Origin of the sequence: uncultured Adlercreutzia sp., from assembly GCA_910585575.1 — a bacterium.
Taxonomy (GTDB): Bacteria; Actinomycetota; Coriobacteriia; order Coriobacteriales; family Eggerthellaceae; genus Adlercreutzia.
Window position 1 is genome coordinate 36,901 of the sequence record CAJUFS010000003.1, and the last position, 16,061, is coordinate 52,961.

Below are 16,061 nucleotides of genomic sequence, written 5' to 3' on the forward strand. Positions count from 1 at the left end.
ATGATCTTCGCGATCATCCATAAGATGTTTGATGAAGATTTTAGACGCGCAGTCAGTTTTTTGACCAAATTCCTTAAGATTTCTCAGATAGTTTATCAGAGAGAGGAAGACTCATCGTTATGAAGACCCGTATCACCGAGCTATTGGGCATCGAGTACCCGGTCGTGCAAGGGGCTATGGCCCGCATCGCCGACGGCGGCCTGGCCGGCGCGGTCAGCGAGGCCGGCGGCTTAGGGATCATCGCCTGCGGCGGCGCGTCGCCCGAGTGGATTCGCGAGCAGGTGGCCCGCGCCCGTTCCCTGACCCGTAAGCCCATTGGCATCAACGTCATGCTTATGGATCCGCGCGCGGGGGAAGTGGCCGAGCTGGTGTGCGAGCTGGGCGTGGAAGTGGTCACCACCGGCGCGGGCAGCCCCGCCAACTATATGAAGATGTGGAAGGAAGCCGGCGTGAAGGTGGTGCCCGTGGTGGCATCGGCCGCGCTGGCGGCCCGCATGGAGCGCCTGGGCGCCGACGCTCTGGTGGCCGAGGGCACCGAGGCCGGCGGTCACATCGGCGAGCTGACCACCATGGCACTCATTCCCGCGGTGTGCGAGAAGGTGTCCATCCCCGTCATCGGCGCCGGCGGCATTGTGGACGGGCGCGGCATGCTGGCCGCGTTCGCCTTGGGTGCCGAGGGCGTGCAGTGCGGTACGCGCTTCCTCACCGTGGAAGAATGCAGCGTGCACGAGGCCTGGAAAGAGAAGGTGCTGGCGGCGAAGGACTCCGACACCATCGTCACCGGGCGCGGCACGGGGCATCCCGTGCGCGGCCTGAAGAACAAGTTCGCCCGCGAGTGCCGCAAGATGGAAATGTCCGCGAAGAGCGGCGAGGAGCTGGAGGGCATGTACGCCGGCTCTCTGGCCCGCGCGGTGGCCGGCGACGTGGAGAACGGCTCGGTCATGGCCGGCCAGGTGGCGGCGTTGGTGAACGAGCGCGGCACGGCGGCTTCGGTCATTACCGACATGGTGCGCGAGGCCGAGGCTCTGGCCGGACGCGGTCTGGACGAGCTGGCGGCCCTGAACAGCCGCCGCGAGCGCGTGTAGGGGGGCTGCTGTGGTTGACGCAACTCCTTTAGAGGCACTGGGCCCCGCGGGCCTCGTGTTCATGGCCTCGGGCCAGGGCTCGCAGAAGCCCGGCATGGGGGCCGACCTGCTCGACATTCCTGAAGTGGCTCATACCTTCGCCTGCGCCTCCGAGGTGCTGGGCCGCGATGTGGCGGCCCTGGTGCGCGAGGCCGATGCCGAGGAACTGAACGACACGCGTAACGCGCAGATTGCCATTAGCGCGCTATCCATCGGCACCGGTTGGGCGCTCATGGCCCGCGATATCGTGCCCGATGCGCTGCTGGGCTTTTCGCTCGGCCAAATCTCGGCCATGGTGCTCGGCGGCATGCTGGCCGAGGAGGACGCCTTCGCCCTCATCGCCGAGCGTGCCCGCCTTATGGGCGAGGCGGCCGACGCCAATCCCGGCGTCATGAGCGCTTTCCTGAAGATCACGCCTGAACAGGCCGAAGAGCTGGCGGCCACCTGCGCTCAGGGCGAGGTGCTGGTGCCGGCTAACATGAACGGCGGCGGCCAGATCGTCATGGCCGGCACGCCCGCCGCCGTGTCCCGCGCCGAGGAGGCCTGGGCCGCGCAGAAGGGCCGTTCTTCGCGCCTGGCCACGTCTGGTGCATTCCACAGCCCCCTCATGGCTTCGGCGGCCGAGCCCTTCGGCGCCTACCTGGAGGGCGTCGAGTTCCGCGAGTCGGCGGTGCCCGTTATCGGCAACGTGCACGCCGCGCCGCTGACGGCGCCCGGCGCCCGCGACGAGCTGGTGGCTCACTTGACGTCGCCCGTGCAGTTCGAGACGTCGGTGCAGAAGCTGCAGGCCGCCGGCGCGCGCCAGTTCACGGAAGTGGGCTTCGGCGGCGTTCTGGCCAACCTCATTAAGCGCATCGACCGCAGCGCGCCCCGCGCCTGCGTGCAGGATCGCCCCAGTTTCGAGGCGTTCGTGGAAGAATGGAAGGAAAACTAACATGACCGAGACGAACGACCGCCGCTGTGCGGTAGTCACCGGGTCCACCCGCGGTATCGGGCGCGCCATCGCCGGCGAGCTGGCTGCGGCGGGCATGAACGTGGTGGTGAACAGCTCGTCGGAGCGTAGCCTGCCGGCCGCTGAGGAACTGGCCGCCCAGCTGGCCGACCAGTTCGGTGTGGAAACCTTGGCCGTAGCGGCCAATGTGGCCGTCGAGGCCGAGGCCAACGCTCTTATCGAGGCGGCCCTGGAGGCCTTCGGGCGCGTGGACGTGCTGGTGAACAACGCCGGCATCACCCGCGACGGCCTGGCCGCCCGCATGTCCGACGAGGACTTCGACGCCGTCATCGACATCAACCTGAAGGGCACGTTCCATTGCTGCCGCGCCGCGGCCAAGCCCATGATGAAGCAGCGCTGGGGCCGTATCATCAATATGTCCAGCGTGGTGGGCGTCTACGGCAATGCCGGTCAGATCAACTACGCCGCCAGCAAGGCCGGCGTCATCGGCATGACCAAGACCATCGCCAAAGAGCTGGCGAAGCGCAACGTGACGGCCAACGCCGTGGCTCCCGGCTTCATTGCCACTGATATGACCGACGCCCTGTCTGACAGCCAGAAAGAGGCCATCACCAGCCGCATCGGCTGCGGGCGCTTGGGCGAGCCGGCCGACATCGCGCACCTGGTGCGCTTTTTGGCCTCGGACGAGGCATCGTACATTACCGGGCAGGTTATCTGCGTGGACGGAGGTATGTCCCTATGACGAACGAGAACATTCAGACGCGCCGCCCCGACGGCACCCACCGCGTGGTCATCACCGGCGTGGGCGCGGTTACACCCGCTGGCGTGGGCGTCGAGGCCCTGTGGGACAAGCTCATGAGCGGTGAGACCTGCATCGCCCCCATCGAGCGCTTCGACACCTCCGACTACGAGGTGCACATTGCCGCCGAAGTGCGCGATTTCGACGGCACCGAGCACGGCCTTTCCAAGAAGGAGGCCCGTCGTTTCGAGCGCTTCGTGCAGTACGCCATCGTGGCCGCCGACGAGGCCCTGGAGCAGTCGGGGCTGGAAGTGACCGACGGGAACCGCGACCGCATCGCCGTGGTGTTCGGCACCGGCATCGGCGGCATCGACGAGCTGCAGAAGAGCTTCGCCACTCTGGAGGAAAAGGGCCCCAAGCGGGTGAACCCGCTGTTCATCCCCACCATGATCGGCAACATTGCCGCCGGCAACCTGGCTATTCGCTACGGCATGCGCGGCGAGTGCCTGAACGTGGTCACCGCCTGCGCCACCGGCGCCCACTGCATCGGCACGGCCCTGCGCGACATTCGCCACGGCTATATCGACGCGGCCCTGGTGGGCGGCACCGAGGAGTCCGTGAGCCCCATCTGCATCGCCGGCTTCACCAACCTGTCGGCCCTGACCCGTGCCGAGGACCCCACCCAGGCTTCGCTGCCCTTCGATGCCCGCCGCGGCGGCTTTGTGGCCGGCGAGGGCGCGGGCGCCCTGGTCATCGAGTCGCTGGAAAGTGCCCTGGCTCGCGGGGCTCAGCCCATCGCGGAGATCACCGGTTTCGGCAGTACGGGCGACGCCTACCATATGACGGCGCCCGACCCGGAGGCCACGGCCATCACCGCCGCCATGGCGGCCGCCCTGGCCGAGGGCGGCTTCACCGCGGCTGACCTGGGTCACCTGAACGCCCACGGCACGGGTACGCCGGCTAACGACGCCACCGAGTCCAAGGCGCTTTACGGCCTGGTGGGCGACGGTGCGGCCGAGGTGCCGGTTACCTCCATCAAGGGCACCACGGGTCACATGCTGGGTGCTGCCGGCGCCGTGGAGGCTATTGTGTGCGCCCTGTCCGTAGCGCGCGATGCTGTGCCGCCCACGGCGGGCTTCGCCGAGCCGGCCGAGGACTGTCCGGTGGCCGTGGTCACCGAGGCCAAGACCGACTACCCCCAGAAGGTGGCCTTGTCCACGTCGCTGGGCTTCGGCGGCCACAACGCCGCGCTGGCCTTCTCGCCCTATCAGAACTAAGAAAGAAGTTGCGTCATGGCTGATCAGACCGTCTTGCCCCCCCTGCCTTGGGGGCGTGCGGAAATCGAGGGCATTCTGCCCCATCGCGACCCCTTCGTGTGGGTGAGCCGTATTACCGCCGTCGAGCCCGGTGTCTCCATTGAAGGCGAGCTGGACGTGCCGGCCGATCTGGACCTGTTCCGCGGCCACTTCCCCGATCATCCGGTGCTGCCCGGCGTCATCCTCATGGAGGCCCTGGCCCAGTGCGCTTCCATTGCCGTGCTGCAAGATCCCGAGCTGCGCGGTTGCATCGGCTTTTTGACCGGCATCGACAAGGCGAAGTTCCGCCGTCAAGTGGTGCCGGGCGACGTGGTCACCCTGAAGGCGACCATTGTGAAGTCGTCGCGCCGCTTGGTGGTGGCCGACGTAGAGGCCTCCGTTGACGGCCAGGTGTGCGCCACGGCCACGCAGAAGTACGTGCTCGCGCCGAAGGACGAGAATCATGGCTAAAAGCTCCAAGTACATCAGCTTCGACGCAGCGGGCAAGCTGGTCAACGACGAGGCGGCGGCTCCCGAGGCACCCGAGGCCGAAGGCGCGCTGAAGTCCGCGGTGTCCTATGCTTTGGACGCCATTGCCGAGGCCGCCGGCAGCTTGCCGGACACCGCCGCGGCCCTCATTGGCGCCAAAACGTCCGGCACGCCCGAGGATCCGGAAGAGGCGGTGCTCCACGTGGCGCGCCACGTGCGTTCCACCATCGGCGACGACTTCGCCGTTTCCCCCGAGGTGCAGGCGGCCAAGCCGCGGGCCCTGGTTATTGCCTCGGCGAAAAACGCCCGCGCCTTCGTGGTGCCCATGGAGGCGGCCGGCCTTGACGTGGTGTTCGCCACCGTGGACAATCGCTCCCTGGACGGCTTCGCTCGCCGCACGCTGCCCACCTACAACCTGGGACTCACCACGCCCCAGGTAAGCGCCGATCTGTTGATGGGCAACATCTACACGGTGCTCTCGGCCGCGAAGGCCTGCGGCGCGTCGCTCATCTTCCTTGACAGTGCCACGGCGCCCTTGGCCGAGGATCGCTACTTTCTGCGCCATGCCGCCAAGCGCGGTTTGCGCGTGTTCGCCCCCGCGTTCGAGGGCACCATGCGCATGGGCTGGGTGGAACTGCTGACGGCCGAGGGCGATGGCGCCTGCTCGGTGCCCTCCGAGGCCCCCTGGGAAGAGGGAACCGCGCCCACGGTGGACGATGACGAGGGTCCCACCCACTGGCGCCGCTGCCACAAGTGCAAGCTCTTCTTCGACAAGCAGGAGATGATCGATGAGGGCCATCGCTGCCCCGCCTGCGGCACGCTGCAGCGCCTGCGCTCCGACGAGCGCATTGCCGCTACGGTGGACGCCGGGTCGTTCGAGGAGTGGAACGCGCAGATGCCCGATTCCAACCCGCTCGACTTCCCGGGCTACCCCGAGAAGATCGCCGACCAGCGCGAGCGCAGCGGCCTGGAAGAGGCCGTGTGCACCGGGCGCGCTACCATCGCCGGCTTGCCCGTGGCCATCGGCGTCATGGAGTCCGGCTTCTTCATGGGTTCCATGGGGCACGTGGTGGGCGAGAAGGTGGCGGCGCTGATCGACCGCGCCATTGAGGAGCGCCTGCCGGTGGTGGTGTTCTGCGCCTCGGGCGGTGCCCGTATGCAGGAGGGCCTCATTTCGCTCATGCAGATGGCGAAGGTGTCCTGTGCCGTGGAGCGTTTGGGCCAGGCGAAGCTGCCGTTCATCACCGTGCTCACCGATCCTACCACGGGCGGTGTGACCGCCTCGTTCGCCATGCAGGGCGACATTATTCTGGCCGAGCCCAACGCCCTTATCGGCTTTGCCGGCCAGCGCGTTATTCGCGATACCATCAAGCAAGAGCTGCCCGAGGGCTTCCAGACCGCCGAGTTCGCCTTGGAGCACGGTCTTATCGACGCCATTGTGGAGCGTTCGCAGATGCGCAGCGTACTGGCCCAGCTGCTGGCCCTGCACGCCCCGGCCGACGACCCCACGCGCATCGTGACCTACCACAGCGTCATGGACGCCCTTTCGGTGGGCGCCGGCGCCTACGGCTCGGTGGATGTGGCTCCCGAGGCCCGTGAAGAGAACGAGCGCCTGGGCGCTGAGGAGGAAGCGGGCTTTTTGCGCAATCTGGCCGAAGCGGTGCCCGTGGTGGGCGAGTTCATCGGCAAGCCCGAGGAGGGCGAGGAAGCCGAGGCCGCCGACCGGCGCGAGCTGGAGCGCCATGCCCGTCGCGAGGCGCGTAAGTCGGGCATCAGCGGCGAGGCCGAGGCCGGCAGTGCCTGGGAAAGCGTGCAGATTGCCCGCAACGTGCACCGTCCCACGGCGCGCCGCTACATCGAGGGTATTGTCGAGGGCTTCATCGAGCTGCATGGCGACCGCGCCTTCGCTGACGACGGGGCCATTCTGGCCGGTCTCGGCTGGATCTCGGGTCATCCCGTGACGGTGATTGCCCAGGAGAAGGGCGTGAACCTGACTGACCGCGTGGCGCGCAACTTCGGTTGTCCGCAGCCTGAGGGCTACCGCAAGTCGCTGCGCCTGATGCGCGAGGCGCAGAAGTTCGGCCGTCCCATCTTATGTCTGGTGGATACCCAGGGCGCCTTCTGCGGCACCGAAGCCGAGGAGCGCGGCCAGGGCAACGCCATTGCCGATAACCTGGTGTTCATGGCCGGCCTGACCGTGCCCGTAGTTAGCGTGCTACTTGGCGAAGGCGGCTCGGGCGGTGCTTTGGCCCTGGCCGTGGGCAATCGCGTGGCCATGCAGGAGCATGCGGTGTACTCGGTGCTCTCGCCCGAGGGTTTCGCCTCCATCCTGTGGAAGGACCGTTCCCGCGCCCCCGAGGCCGCCCAGGCCATGAAGATGGACGCGGCGTCGGTGCTGGCATGCGGCGTTATCGACGCGGTGCTTTCCGAAGGGGAGGGCCCGGCCCACGAGAACCCCGACGAGGCCGTGGCCGCAGTGCGCGATTACGTGCGCGAGGCCTACAAGGAGCTGGCCGATTTGAGTCCCGAGGAGCTGGTGCGCCAGCGTCAGGAGCGCTTCGCCCAGTTCTAGCGCCGAGCGCGCAAGGGGGGCTTGCAGCCGGCGCTGGGGCCTTGGGACGAATGCCGGCAGCGGGATTGGAGGCAATGGGCCGCACTTCAAAACTTCGATATGGTTAATAAGGGCTCAAGCTGCTAAGGACTGACCCCGGAACTCCTCCGGGGTCAGTCCCTTTTTAGGTCGAGCTTGCTTTTCGTGCTCGCTTTTGCGGTGTCGTTTCGCGTGCGTTTGATGCTAGAGGTAGAGGTGGGGATAGAGGATGCGCTGACGCAGCACGTAGCGGCGTTCGCGCCAGGTTTGGCTGCGCACGCGGAACCGGTGGCCCATCATCTGGTAGAGGGCCGTCGCGGCCTCATCGAGGCGCCGTGCGTCCTTCACCTGCTGATTGGTGAGCGTGAGTACCTGGTATCCCAAGCTTTGCAGGGCGTTGCGCTTGGACGAGTCCGCCACGGCTCGTTGCTCGGTGCCGTGGTAGGTGTCGGAATCGTATTCGATGCACACTTTGAATTCAGGCCAGCAGAGGTCAGCGAGAAAGTACTCGCGCTCAGTGAGCTGGCCCCCGTCGCGCACCAGGGGAATGCGCTCGTTCATGTGCGGCCGCGGCAGGCCATAGCCTCCCACGGAACGCGGAAGGCAAAGGAACAGGGCTATTTCCGTTTCACGGGGAGAGGCGGAACCGGCGGCAACGTAGTTGAGCGCCTGGTGCGCCACGGCGCACCCGCGGCCGCCGTTCATTTTCGCCGCGAATTCCGCTAGCCGCCCCGGTGTGGTAAGGGGCAAGCGGGCGGGGAGCTCCTCGTCGGTGCTGTCGGGGACGTAAGAGGCGCAAAGCTCATAACCGAAGCGCGCGACATCTACGAGGTCCGCCACGCCGGCCATCTGCCGCCAGCTGGCTTCGGGGCTGCTGAGGAAGAGGTCCGTGGCCAGGGGATGAAAACAGGGCCGTACCGAGGTGGCCCATACGTGGCAAACGGCGTGGCTAAACGAACGATGGCAGCTGCGGTCGGGAATGACGAGATGCAGGGGATCGTCCTCTCCCAACAACCCGCGCCCCTGGAGGAAGGCACGCGCGTCGCGTACCTCGCTGACCTGGGGCGGCTTACTGACAGACGGCAGTCGGCGTGTTTGGAGCTCCAGAGGCCCCCGTGCCTTGCGCCAGAGCATACGGGCAGTGTCGAATCCAAGGAAGAGGGCCATAGGGGATCTCCTTTCCGAAGGGATAGGATGAAACGGGGGCGGTAGCTGCTGCGTGGATGGAAGTTGACGGGCTGGTGTCTGGATTGGGGGGAAGCTCGGGTCGAAAACGGGTGTGGTGCGTGGTGGAGGGCAGTGGAAGGTAGTAGAGGGCGGCAAGGATGGAAGTGAGGGGGCGGAGCGCGGTTCTGCAGCTGCTGCGTGGATGGAAGTTGACGGGCTGGTGTCTGGATTGGGGGAGGCTCGGGTCAAAAAACGGTTAAGGCGGGGGTTTGGTTCCAAATCGGGCGTTTAAGGTCGAAAAGAGGCCGAAGCGGGGGTTTGTCAAAGAGCGCATGGCGCCCATGGTAGCGTTTTGCGAGATTAACCCGTTTCCTCATAAACGAACTATGGTCGATGGGGTCAAAAATAGTTCGAGGCGATTTTTTCGGCCTGCAAAAGCATCAACTTGGACGCGATTTTGACCTTAAACGCCCGATTTGGAACCAAACCCCCGCTTGGACGAATTTTTGACCACGGCGAGAAGGGGGCGGGGTGGGCACAGTGGCAGAGGTGCAGAAAAGAGACTGCAGCGAGCGGAGTCCTCTCGCAAAAAGAAGGACCCGCTGAGCGGGTCCTTCGAGGTTGCATGACGTAATCGGTTACGGTGTTTTGCGGGTTCTGCGCAGCTTGAGGCTCGCGAGCTGACTGTTGCGCAGGGCTGACGGCTGCAGGGCTGGCAACTGGTGCCAGGGCCGACCGCGGGCTGCAAGGGCTTGCTAGTTGCTGACCGCCTGCAACCACGCAGGGCTTGCGGCATGTGGGCGCGCAGGGCTTACAGCATGTGGGCGCGCAGGTCTTCGGCGCTTAGCGGCGAGAGGAGGGCCGGGGCGATATCGAAGATGGTCTTGCAGCCCGTCTCGCCGGCCTGGGCCATGCGGTAGCAGGCGCGAGCGCAGGCGGCCAGGACGCTTCCAGTGAACTCGGGGTTCGAGTCCAGCTTGAGCGAGTACTCGATGACGTGGGTGTTCTCGCCGTTGGCGCCGGTGGTGCCGGTGCGGATGACCGAGCCGCCGTGGGGGATGCCGGCGTGGTCGCGGTCGAGCTCTTCCTGGGAGATGAAGGTGACCGTGGTGTCGTAGTCGGCGAAGTAGTTGGGCATGGTGACGATGGCCTCTTCGATGGCGGCGGTGTCGGCGCCCTCCTCGGCTACGACGAAGCACTCGCGGGTGTGCTTCTGGCGCGTGGTCAGCTCGGGGTTGGCGCCGGAGCGCACGGCCTCGAGGGCGGCCGGCACGGGCACCGTGTACTGACGGGCGTCCACCACGCCGGGGATGCGGCGGATGGCGTCGGAGTGGCCCTGAGACACGCCGCGGCCCCAGAAGGTGTAGTCGGCGCCGTTGGGCATAATGGCACCGGCGTACACGCGCGACACCGAGAACATGCCCGGATCCCAGCCCACCGAGATAATGGCCACATGACCACCTTCGCGGGCGGCGGCATCCACGGCGGCGAAGTGCGCGGGGATGTTGGCGTGGGTGTCGAAGGAGTCGACCACGTTGTAGAGGCGCGCCGCCTCGGGCGTCTGCTCGGGCAGGTCGGTGGCCGAGCCGCCGGCCAGCACCAGCACGTCGATGTCGTCGGTGTGGGCGGCCAGATCGGCGGCAGGCCACACGGCCACGTTCTCGCCGTAGGGCTTCACGCTGTCGGGGTTGCGGCGGGTGAAGATGCCCACCAGCTCCATGTCGTCGTTGGCGGCCACGGCCAGCTCTACGCCGCGTCCGAGATTTCCGTATCCGAGAATGCCAATGCGAATCACCGGTGCCTCCTTGAGGGTTGAGTGCGTTTAGTGGCTCCATTATGGCGCATAGGGGTCGCGTCTGTGCGCCTGCCGTGCCCCGCGTAACGAGGATTTAACCGAGCAGGGGCCGTCGGGCGTTCGGAAGCGGCCCTGTCCCCGGAAAGCCTGGGGGCTGTTTGCCCGTCCGCGATTCCGGCGCTGCTAGCCGTCCGCGCGGACGGCGCGGGCGGCGCGGTGGTGCCGCTAGGCGAGGCGGCCCGACCGGACGTGTCGCCTAGCGTTGCCGTTCGCGTGCGCGACGACCGCGCGGAACCGCGCCCTGAGGGCATTGGCGTGGCTGCCGTTGCGCGGCGGCCAGGAGGCGGCGTGGTGCCCGCATTGTCGCGCAGACCGTCCAGCGGCTGGGCGGCCGTTGCGCGGCGGTCCGGCGGTAGTGGAGCGTTCGCATTGTCGCGCGGGGCGGCCAGCGGCTGGACGGGAGCCGTCGCTTCCTCGCCGCGGGTGGGAATGCGCAGGGTGAAGACGGTGACGCCGCGCTGGCTGGCCGCTTCGATGTCGCCGTGGTGGGCCACGACAATCTCCTTGGCGATGGCCAGGCCAAGGCCCGCGCCGCCGCTGCGCGTGGTACGGGCGCCGTCTTCGCGATAGAACTTCTCGAAGATGGATTCCAGATGGGCCTCGGATATCTCGCGACCGCGGTTGGCCACAGTAATGGTGGTGAAGCGGGCGTCTTGGCGGGCGGTCAGGGCGATGACCGAGTTCGAGTCAGCATAGGCCACGGCGTTGCGGAGCACATTGCCCAGGGCGCGAGCCAGCTTGTCGGGATCGACGAAAAACTGCTCGGAAGGCCCTACGTCCACGGAGATGCGGATGTTGCGCGCCGAAGCCTCGGGGAAGAAGGCTTCGGCTACCTGCTGGCAGAACAGGCGCACGCCGATCATCTCGCGCTCGATGGGAATGGCGGACAAGTTGTAGCGGGTGATCTCGAAGAACTCGTTGATAAGGCCTTCGAGGCGCTCGGCCTTGGAATAGGCGATGTCGGCGTAGTGGCGCAGGGTGTCGCGGGGCAGATCGGTGGTCTCGCGCAGGAGGTCGAGGTAGCCCAGCACTGAGGTAAGCGGTGTGCGAATGTCATGGGCCAGGTAGGCCACGAGCTCGTTTTTCCGCTGCTCGGCGGCGTGGGCCGCCCGCTCGTCGGCCAGGGACTGCTGGCGGATGACCGTCAGCTCGTTGCGGGCAATGGACAGGTCGGCGGGCAGGTCGATGGGGGCGTCCTTGTCGGCCAGCAGAGTGGCCACGGCGCCGGACAAGTCGTCGAAGGAGCGAAGCGAGCGATTGAGCGAGCGGAAAACGATGAGGAGCATGCCAATGGCGAATACTAAGAAGGCCAAGGGCAGCTTGAGCGACTTGAGCAAAGTATAGGTGGCGATATCGCGCATGGCGTAAGAGCCCTGATCGTCGTGTTCTATCTGCCAAACGGGCTGGTCGGAGGGAATGCCCAGAGCCCGTGCTTGCTCGGCGGGACTCAGGGCCTGCCAAGTTTCGTAAGCCTGCTCCTGGGAAGCGGTGTAGGCGTCGGCAAGGGTGCCCATCAGCGACGTTTCATCGTAGCCATAGAGAGCGGCGAACGAGAGTATCTGGTTCGCCTGGTCTTCGGTAACTTGCAGGGGCATGAAGGGAGGCTCGCGGACGATCGAGAGGTGCAGCTCTTGGATCATGGCCGATATGTGCAGTGCTGCCATAGCCTGGGCGGCACTGGCAGAGCTCGGCTTGATGCCGAAGGCGGCGAGAATACTCTCGTAGCTGAGGTAGGGCACTGTGTCTTCCTGGTCGGCGGGCATGCCGGCGGAGCTCGCGGCACTGCTGACGTCCTCGTCTTCGCTGGCGTCGGAGGGCTCGTCGACGGCGGCGCTGACGTTGACGTCCTCGATGCCCGCTGTCTCGAGCTTGTCGTCGGCCTTCAGCTTCTTTGCCGCCTCGGGGTCGACGGCGTAAGCCTGAATGAGCTTGCTTCCGTCAGCCAGCTCGTCTTCTACTTCGTCAAGGGTGCCTTCCGCCGACGAGTAGCCGTCGGCCGCCAGGGCATCGACCTGATCGTTGAACGCGGGGGAGTCGAACATGCCCTGCTCGGTTAAAAGGGCCAGGTAATCGGACGAGGAGTCCAAGGTGCGCCACACCGAGGTGGAATCGGCCACGTAGTTGGCCACGGTGGGCACCACGGTGCGCTCTGCTGCCACGCAGCCCAGGGCGAAGATGACGGTGAAGATGACGAGGTTGCGGACGGCGCCCCCCAGCACGCGCCGGCGCAGGACACGGGCCTGCTCGCTTTTAAGCGCCATAGCCGTTGTCGGAGCCTGGGCCGCCCCGCAGCTTGTAGCCAACGCCCCAGGCCGTCTCGATGAAAGCGGTGGAGGCGTCGATGGCGGCCAGCTTTTTGCGCAAGCGGCGGATATGCACCATAACCGTATTGGCCGCGGCGTCGTCGAAGCGCTCGTGCCAGGCGCCTTCGAACAGGTCGGCAGCGGACACGGGCGAGCCGACCGATTGGGCGAGCAGGGCCAAGATGGCGAACTCCTTCGGCGTCAAGTGCAGCGGCTCGCCGTGGAGGGTGGCCAAATGGGTGCGCAGGTCCACCTCGATGGCGCCGGCGCGCAGAAGGGTGGAGGAGGCGGGGCTGGCGTCTTGGCGCCGCCGCAGTCGGGCCTTGACGCGGGCTACCAGCTCGCGGGGGCGGAAGGGCTTGGTGACGTAGTCCTCGGCGCCCAGGGTGAAGCCGACCACCTGGTCGGCCTCTTCGTCCTTCGCCGACAGGAAGATGACAGGGATGTCGCACAGCTGGCGAATGCGCACGCACAGCTCGAAGCCGTCGATGCCGGGCATCATGATGTCCACAATGGCCAGGTCGAAGGGCGAGCGTGCCAGCTGTTCCAAAGCCGCTTGGCCGCTATAGCAGGCCAAGGCGTCCATGCCCTCGGCCACCAGCAGGTTGACCACCAAGTCGGCGATGGCCTGTTCGTCGTCTACCACCAGGATGTGCGCTCGTTTTTCCATGGGCCTATGGTACACGATTGACGAGCTGTTTATAGCCGAACAATGGCGCCTTCCAGGCCTTGTAAGAAAAAGTTAAGGGCCCTTGCGAAGAGTTCAGCATTTGCTATGGGACGGGTAAGGCGGCGGCACGGTAGGGTGGAGAAGCGCCGGACGCCTCCGCTGTCTTTGCGCGGCCCTGCGAAAGGGGCACAGGCTCCTTTCCGATGCCCTGCCTAGCTTCGATTTGCTTTCAGGAGTACCTTATGGGAAACGAACCCTTTACGCAGAACCCCTTTAGCCGCGAGCGGTGGAGCCGTCCCGGCGCCCCCGACGTGACGGCGCGCTGCGCCGCGGTATCGGGGCCGGTGGGCGGCGGTTCGGGAGAAGCGGTGCCCTTTGCGGTTCGGGATTCGCGGCGCCGCGACGGCCGGAGCGTCCCGACGCGCCGACGCCCCGCGTGGGAGCTCCCCGGGAAGCCCGCGGCCTTTGTGCGGCGCGGGACATGCTCGGCGATGGCGTCTCTGCGGCTTATGCCCTGGGTGGCGGCGGTGGGACTTGCGGTGTTTCTTCTCGTGGCGGCCTTGGGAGGAGTGCGGGGCCTGCTGACGGCCGAGGAGCCCGCGACGCTGGCGTCGGCACCGCTGCCTCAGGCCGGGGCGGCCCAGGAGGCGCAGCCCATCAGCACGCCGCGGGACCAATGGCAGCGCGGCACCATGCCCTACCTCTATCAGATCGATCCCCAGTGGGGAAGCGCCCCCTACGCGGGAGCCGACATGGCGAACAGCGGCTGCGGTCCCACGAGCCTGGCTATGGTCTACGTGGCCCTGACGGGCAAGACCGATTATGATCCGCCGGCCATGGGCGTGTTCAGCGAGGAAAACGGGTATGTGGAAGAGGGCCTTACCTCGTGGCTCCTTATGAGCGAGGGCGCGGCCCAGCTGGGTCTTGCCTCGCGGGAGCTGCCGGCCGATGTGGCCACGGTGATCGCGGCACTGGAGGCGGGCGAGCCGGTCATCTGCACCGTAGGCCCCGGGGATTTCACCACTACCGGGCATTTCATCGTGCTGTCCGGGGTGGACGAGACGGGCGACTTTGTGGTGCACGATCCCAACAGCGCCCAGAACAGCGCTCGCACCTGGGATGCCCAGCGCGTGCTCGACCAGTGTCGCAACCTCTGGGCCTTCCGGCGCGCCTAGGGGCGCGCTCGGCGCAGCAGCCTCCTGTGCTCATTCAATGGGCGCGAAGATCAGCGATGAGACTGTGCTAGGATGACCTTACCGATTCCCCAGGGAAAGGAGGTCGTCGTGGCATTGTTGGAATGTCGGGACGTGACCAAGGCCTTCGGGTCGCAGGTGGCGCTTGATCAAGTGAGTTTGTCCATTCCCGCCGGCCGCGTGGTGGGGCTTTTGGGCCCCAACGGCTCGGGCAAGACGACGTTGCTCAAGATTATCGCCGGGGTGGCCCATCCGACGGCGGGCACCGTTACGGTGAACGGCCTGGCGCCGAGTCCTGCTACTAAGGCCATTGTGTCCTTTTTGCCCGAGCGCCCCTATTTCTCGCGCTCCATGCGCGTGCGCGAGATGGTGGCTTACTTCGCCGACTTCTACAGCGATTTCGATACGCTGTTGGCCCAAGATATGCTGGCGCGCCTGGGCGTCGACCCGACGGCTCCGTGCTCGGCGCTGTCGAAGGGCACGGTGGAGAAAGTGCAGCTGGTGCTGGTGATGGCGCGGCATGCGGCCCTCTACCTGCTCGACGAGCCCATCGGCGGCGTCGATCCGGCGGCGCGCGACTATATTCTCCAGACCATCATCCGCAGCTATCGGCCGCAGTCCAGCATTGTTCTCTCCACGCATCTCGTGCGCGACGTGGAGGCGGTGCTCGACGACTTCGTGCTGCTGTGCTACGGGCGGATGCTACTTCATGCGCCCGTGGGCTATGTGACCCACGAGCTGGGCACCTCCCTGGATGCCTATTTCCGAGAGGAGTTCCGATGCTAGGCAAGCTGTGCGCTCACGAGTTCAAGGGGCTGTGGAAGAAGGCCGTGCTGCTGCTGGCTATCATGGTGGCGGCCGGTGTGGCCGGCGTAGGTACCGTGGCGGCGGCAAACGTGGCGGTGGACACCACATACCTGAGTGATTTCCTCTCGGGGCCCGTGGCCTCGTTGTTCATGCTGTCGTTCTTTCTGGCCTTTGTGGTGTGGGCCTCGTTGGTGGCCATGTTCGTGTTCATCGTCATGCGCTTTTACCGCTCGCTGTTCACCGACGAGGGCTATCTGACTTTGACGCTGCCCGTGAGCGCCGGAAGCATCGTGGCGGCGAAGTACCTGGTGGGGCTCGTTATCATGGTGGTGTTCTCTCTGGTAGCCCTTGGGCTGGTGAGTGCTATGACTATGGCGGGCACCGAAGGTGACCCGGAGATGCTCACGATCATGTTCTCCATGATGAGCGGCATGTTCGGCATCGTGCACGAGTTCAACGCGGTGTCGGCCGTGGTGGGGCTCGTCAACGTGCTTATCGGTGCGGCGTACCAGTTGGCTTTGGCCTTCGTGTCGTTCACGCTGGGCGCTTGGTGGGCGCGCCGTCACAAGGTGGCTGCCGCCGTGGGGCTGTTCTTCGGCATTGGCTGGCTGGTGTCCCTGGTTTTCAGCATGGGCACGTTCGCCACCGCTTTCGGCGGCATGCAGGGCATGGCCTTCGCTGCCTCGCTGTCGCTGGTGCAGATGGTCTGCAACGCCGCACTGGCGGTAGGAGCCGTAGTGCTGGCGGCGTTCGTTCTCAAGAACAAAGTCGACCTTTCCTAGAAAGGGAAGGGCCGTTCAGGCGGCGGCAGCGGTGAAAGAGCCGCGGAGTTTTCCTGTTACCGACCGATCCCGAGCGCCTTCGCAGCGCTCGGGAT

The 16,061-nt window shown here is 66.2% G+C and carries 13 protein-coding genes; 9 read left to right on the forward strand and 4 right to left on the reverse strand.

The window, feature by feature from the left end:
- Window positions 1-119 precede the first annotated feature (119 nt).
- The 6 genes from QZ307_RS00555 to QZ307_RS00580 are packed head-to-tail and all read left to right on the forward strand — an operon-like array spanning window position 120 to window position 7,171.
- A complete protein-coding gene (locus tag QZ307_RS00555) occupies window positions 120-1,085 on the forward strand; it encodes a nitronate monooxygenase (protein ID WP_295994283.1) in 966 nt (321 codons plus the stop codon).
- A 10-nt stretch (window positions 1,086-1,095) separates the two neighbouring features.
- Window positions 1,096-2,058, forward strand: coding sequence for an ACP S-malonyltransferase (locus QZ307_RS00560; RefSeq protein WP_295994285.1), 963 nt, complete (start codon window positions 1,096-1,098; stop codon window positions 2,056-2,058).
- Window position 2,059: 1 nt separating this feature from the next.
- Window positions 2,060-2,818, forward strand: coding sequence for a 3-oxoacyl-[acyl-carrier-protein] reductase (gene fabG / locus QZ307_RS00565; protein ID WP_295994287.1), 759 nt, complete (start codon window positions 2,060-2,062; stop codon window positions 2,816-2,818).
- On the forward strand, window positions 2,815-4,092 hold the full coding sequence (gene fabF, locus QZ307_RS00570) for a beta-ketoacyl-ACP synthase II (protein WP_295994288.1): 1,278 nt from the start codon (window positions 2,815-2,817) through the stop codon (window positions 4,090-4,092). The genes fabG and fabF overlap by 4 nt, the downstream gene beginning before the upstream one ends.
- A gap of 15 nt (window positions 4,093-4,107) precedes the next feature.
- On the forward strand, window positions 4,108-4,581 hold the full coding sequence (fabZ, locus tag QZ307_RS00575) for a 3-hydroxyacyl-ACP dehydratase FabZ (RefSeq protein WP_275207037.1): 474 nt from the start codon (window positions 4,108-4,110) through the stop codon (window positions 4,579-4,581).
- A complete protein-coding gene (locus QZ307_RS00580) occupies window positions 4,574-7,171 on the forward strand; it encodes an acetyl-CoA carboxylase carboxyltransferase subunit alpha (RefSeq protein ID WP_295994293.1) in 2,598 nt (865 codons plus the stop codon). Before fabZ ends, QZ307_RS00580 begins: the two co-directional genes overlap by 8 nt.
- A gap of 222 nt (window positions 7,172-7,393) precedes the next feature.
- Here the strand turns inward: QZ307_RS00580 and QZ307_RS00585 are convergent, their stop codons facing one another.
- The 4 genes from QZ307_RS00585 to QZ307_RS00600 all read right to left on the reverse strand — a co-directional run bounded on the left by QZ307_RS00585 (window position 7,394) and on the right by QZ307_RS00600 (window position 13,184).
- On the reverse strand, window positions 7,394-8,356 hold the full coding sequence (locus tag QZ307_RS00585; protein ID WP_295994295.1) for a DUF559 domain-containing protein: 963 nt from the start codon (window positions 8,354-8,356) through the stop codon (window positions 7,394-7,396).
- Window positions 8,357-9,167: 811 nt separating this feature from the next.
- Window positions 9,168-10,151: a diaminopimelate dehydrogenase gene (locus QZ307_RS00590; protein ID WP_295994297.1), complete on the reverse strand. Its 984-nt coding sequence runs from the start codon at window positions 10,149-10,151 to the stop codon at window positions 9,168-9,170.
- Window positions 10,148-12,472, reverse strand: coding sequence for an ATP-binding protein (locus QZ307_RS00595; protein WP_295994299.1), 2,325 nt, complete (start codon window positions 12,470-12,472; stop codon window positions 10,148-10,150). Before QZ307_RS00595 ends, QZ307_RS00590 begins: the two co-directional genes overlap by 4 nt.
- On the reverse strand, window positions 12,462-13,184 hold the full coding sequence (locus QZ307_RS00600; protein WP_295994301.1) for a response regulator transcription factor: 723 nt from the start codon (window positions 13,182-13,184) through the stop codon (window positions 12,462-12,464). The genes QZ307_RS00595 and QZ307_RS00600 overlap by 11 nt, the downstream gene beginning before the upstream one ends.
- A 242-nt stretch (window positions 13,185-13,426) precedes the next feature.
- Between QZ307_RS00600 and QZ307_RS00605 the strand changes: the two genes are divergently transcribed.
- The 3 genes from QZ307_RS00605 to QZ307_RS00615 all read left to right on the forward strand — a co-directional run bounded on the left by QZ307_RS00605 (window position 13,427) and on the right by QZ307_RS00615 (window position 15,966).
- Window positions 13,427-14,359, forward strand: coding sequence for a C39 family peptidase (locus tag QZ307_RS00605; RefSeq protein ID WP_295994303.1), 933 nt, complete (start codon window positions 13,427-13,429; stop codon window positions 14,357-14,359).
- A 108-nt stretch (window positions 14,360-14,467) separates the two neighbouring features.
- Window positions 14,468-15,163, forward strand: a complete 696-nt coding sequence (locus QZ307_RS00610; RefSeq protein ID WP_295994305.1) for an ABC transporter ATP-binding protein — start codon at window positions 14,468-14,470, stop codon at window positions 15,161-15,163.
- Entirely contained in the window at window positions 15,157-15,966 is an 810-nt protein-coding gene (locus QZ307_RS00615) for a hypothetical protein (protein ID WP_295994306.1), read from the forward strand. Before QZ307_RS00610 ends, QZ307_RS00615 begins: the two co-directional genes overlap by 7 nt.
- The last annotated feature ends 95 nt before the right edge of the window (window positions 15,967-16,061 follow it).

What these genes read in the sequence shown, in the direction of transcription:
- fabG (WP_295994287.1), top strand. Translation starts at nt 2,060, where the DNA reads ATGACCGAGACGAACGACCGCCGCTGTGCGGTAGTCACCGGGTCCACC.
- QZ307_RS00580 (WP_295994293.1), top strand. Translation starts at nt 4,574, where the DNA reads ATGGCTAAAAGCTCCAAGTACATCAGCTTCGACGCAGCGGGCAAGCTG.
- QZ307_RS00585 (WP_295994295.1), bottom strand. Translation starts at nt 8,356, where the DNA reads ATGGCCCTCTTCCTTGGATTCGACACTGCCCGTATGCTCTGGCGCAAG.
- QZ307_RS00600 (WP_295994301.1), bottom strand. Translation starts at nt 13,184, where the DNA reads ATGGAAAAACGAGCGCACATCCTGGTGGTAGACGACGAACAGGCCATC.
- QZ307_RS00615 (WP_295994306.1), top strand. Translation starts at nt 15,157, where the DNA reads ATGCTAGGCAAGCTGTGCGCTCACGAGTTCAAGGGGCTGTGGAAGAAG.
- QZ307_RS00595 (WP_295994299.1), bottom strand. Translation starts at nt 12,472, where the DNA reads ATGGCGCTTAAAAGCGAGCAGGCCCGTGTCCTGCGCCGGCGCGTGCTG.
- fabF (WP_295994288.1), top strand. Translation starts at nt 2,815, where the DNA reads ATGACGAACGAGAACATTCAGACGCGCCGCCCCGACGGCACCCACCGC.
- QZ307_RS00605 (WP_295994303.1), top strand. Translation starts at nt 13,427, where the DNA reads ATGGGAAACGAACCCTTTACGCAGAACCCCTTTAGCCGCGAGCGGTGG.
- fabZ (WP_275207037.1), top strand. Translation starts at nt 4,108, where the DNA reads ATGGCTGATCAGACCGTCTTGCCCCCCCTGCCTTGGGGGCGTGCGGAA.
- QZ307_RS00555 (WP_295994283.1), top strand. Translation starts at nt 120, where the DNA reads ATGAAGACCCGTATCACCGAGCTATTGGGCATCGAGTACCCGGTCGTG.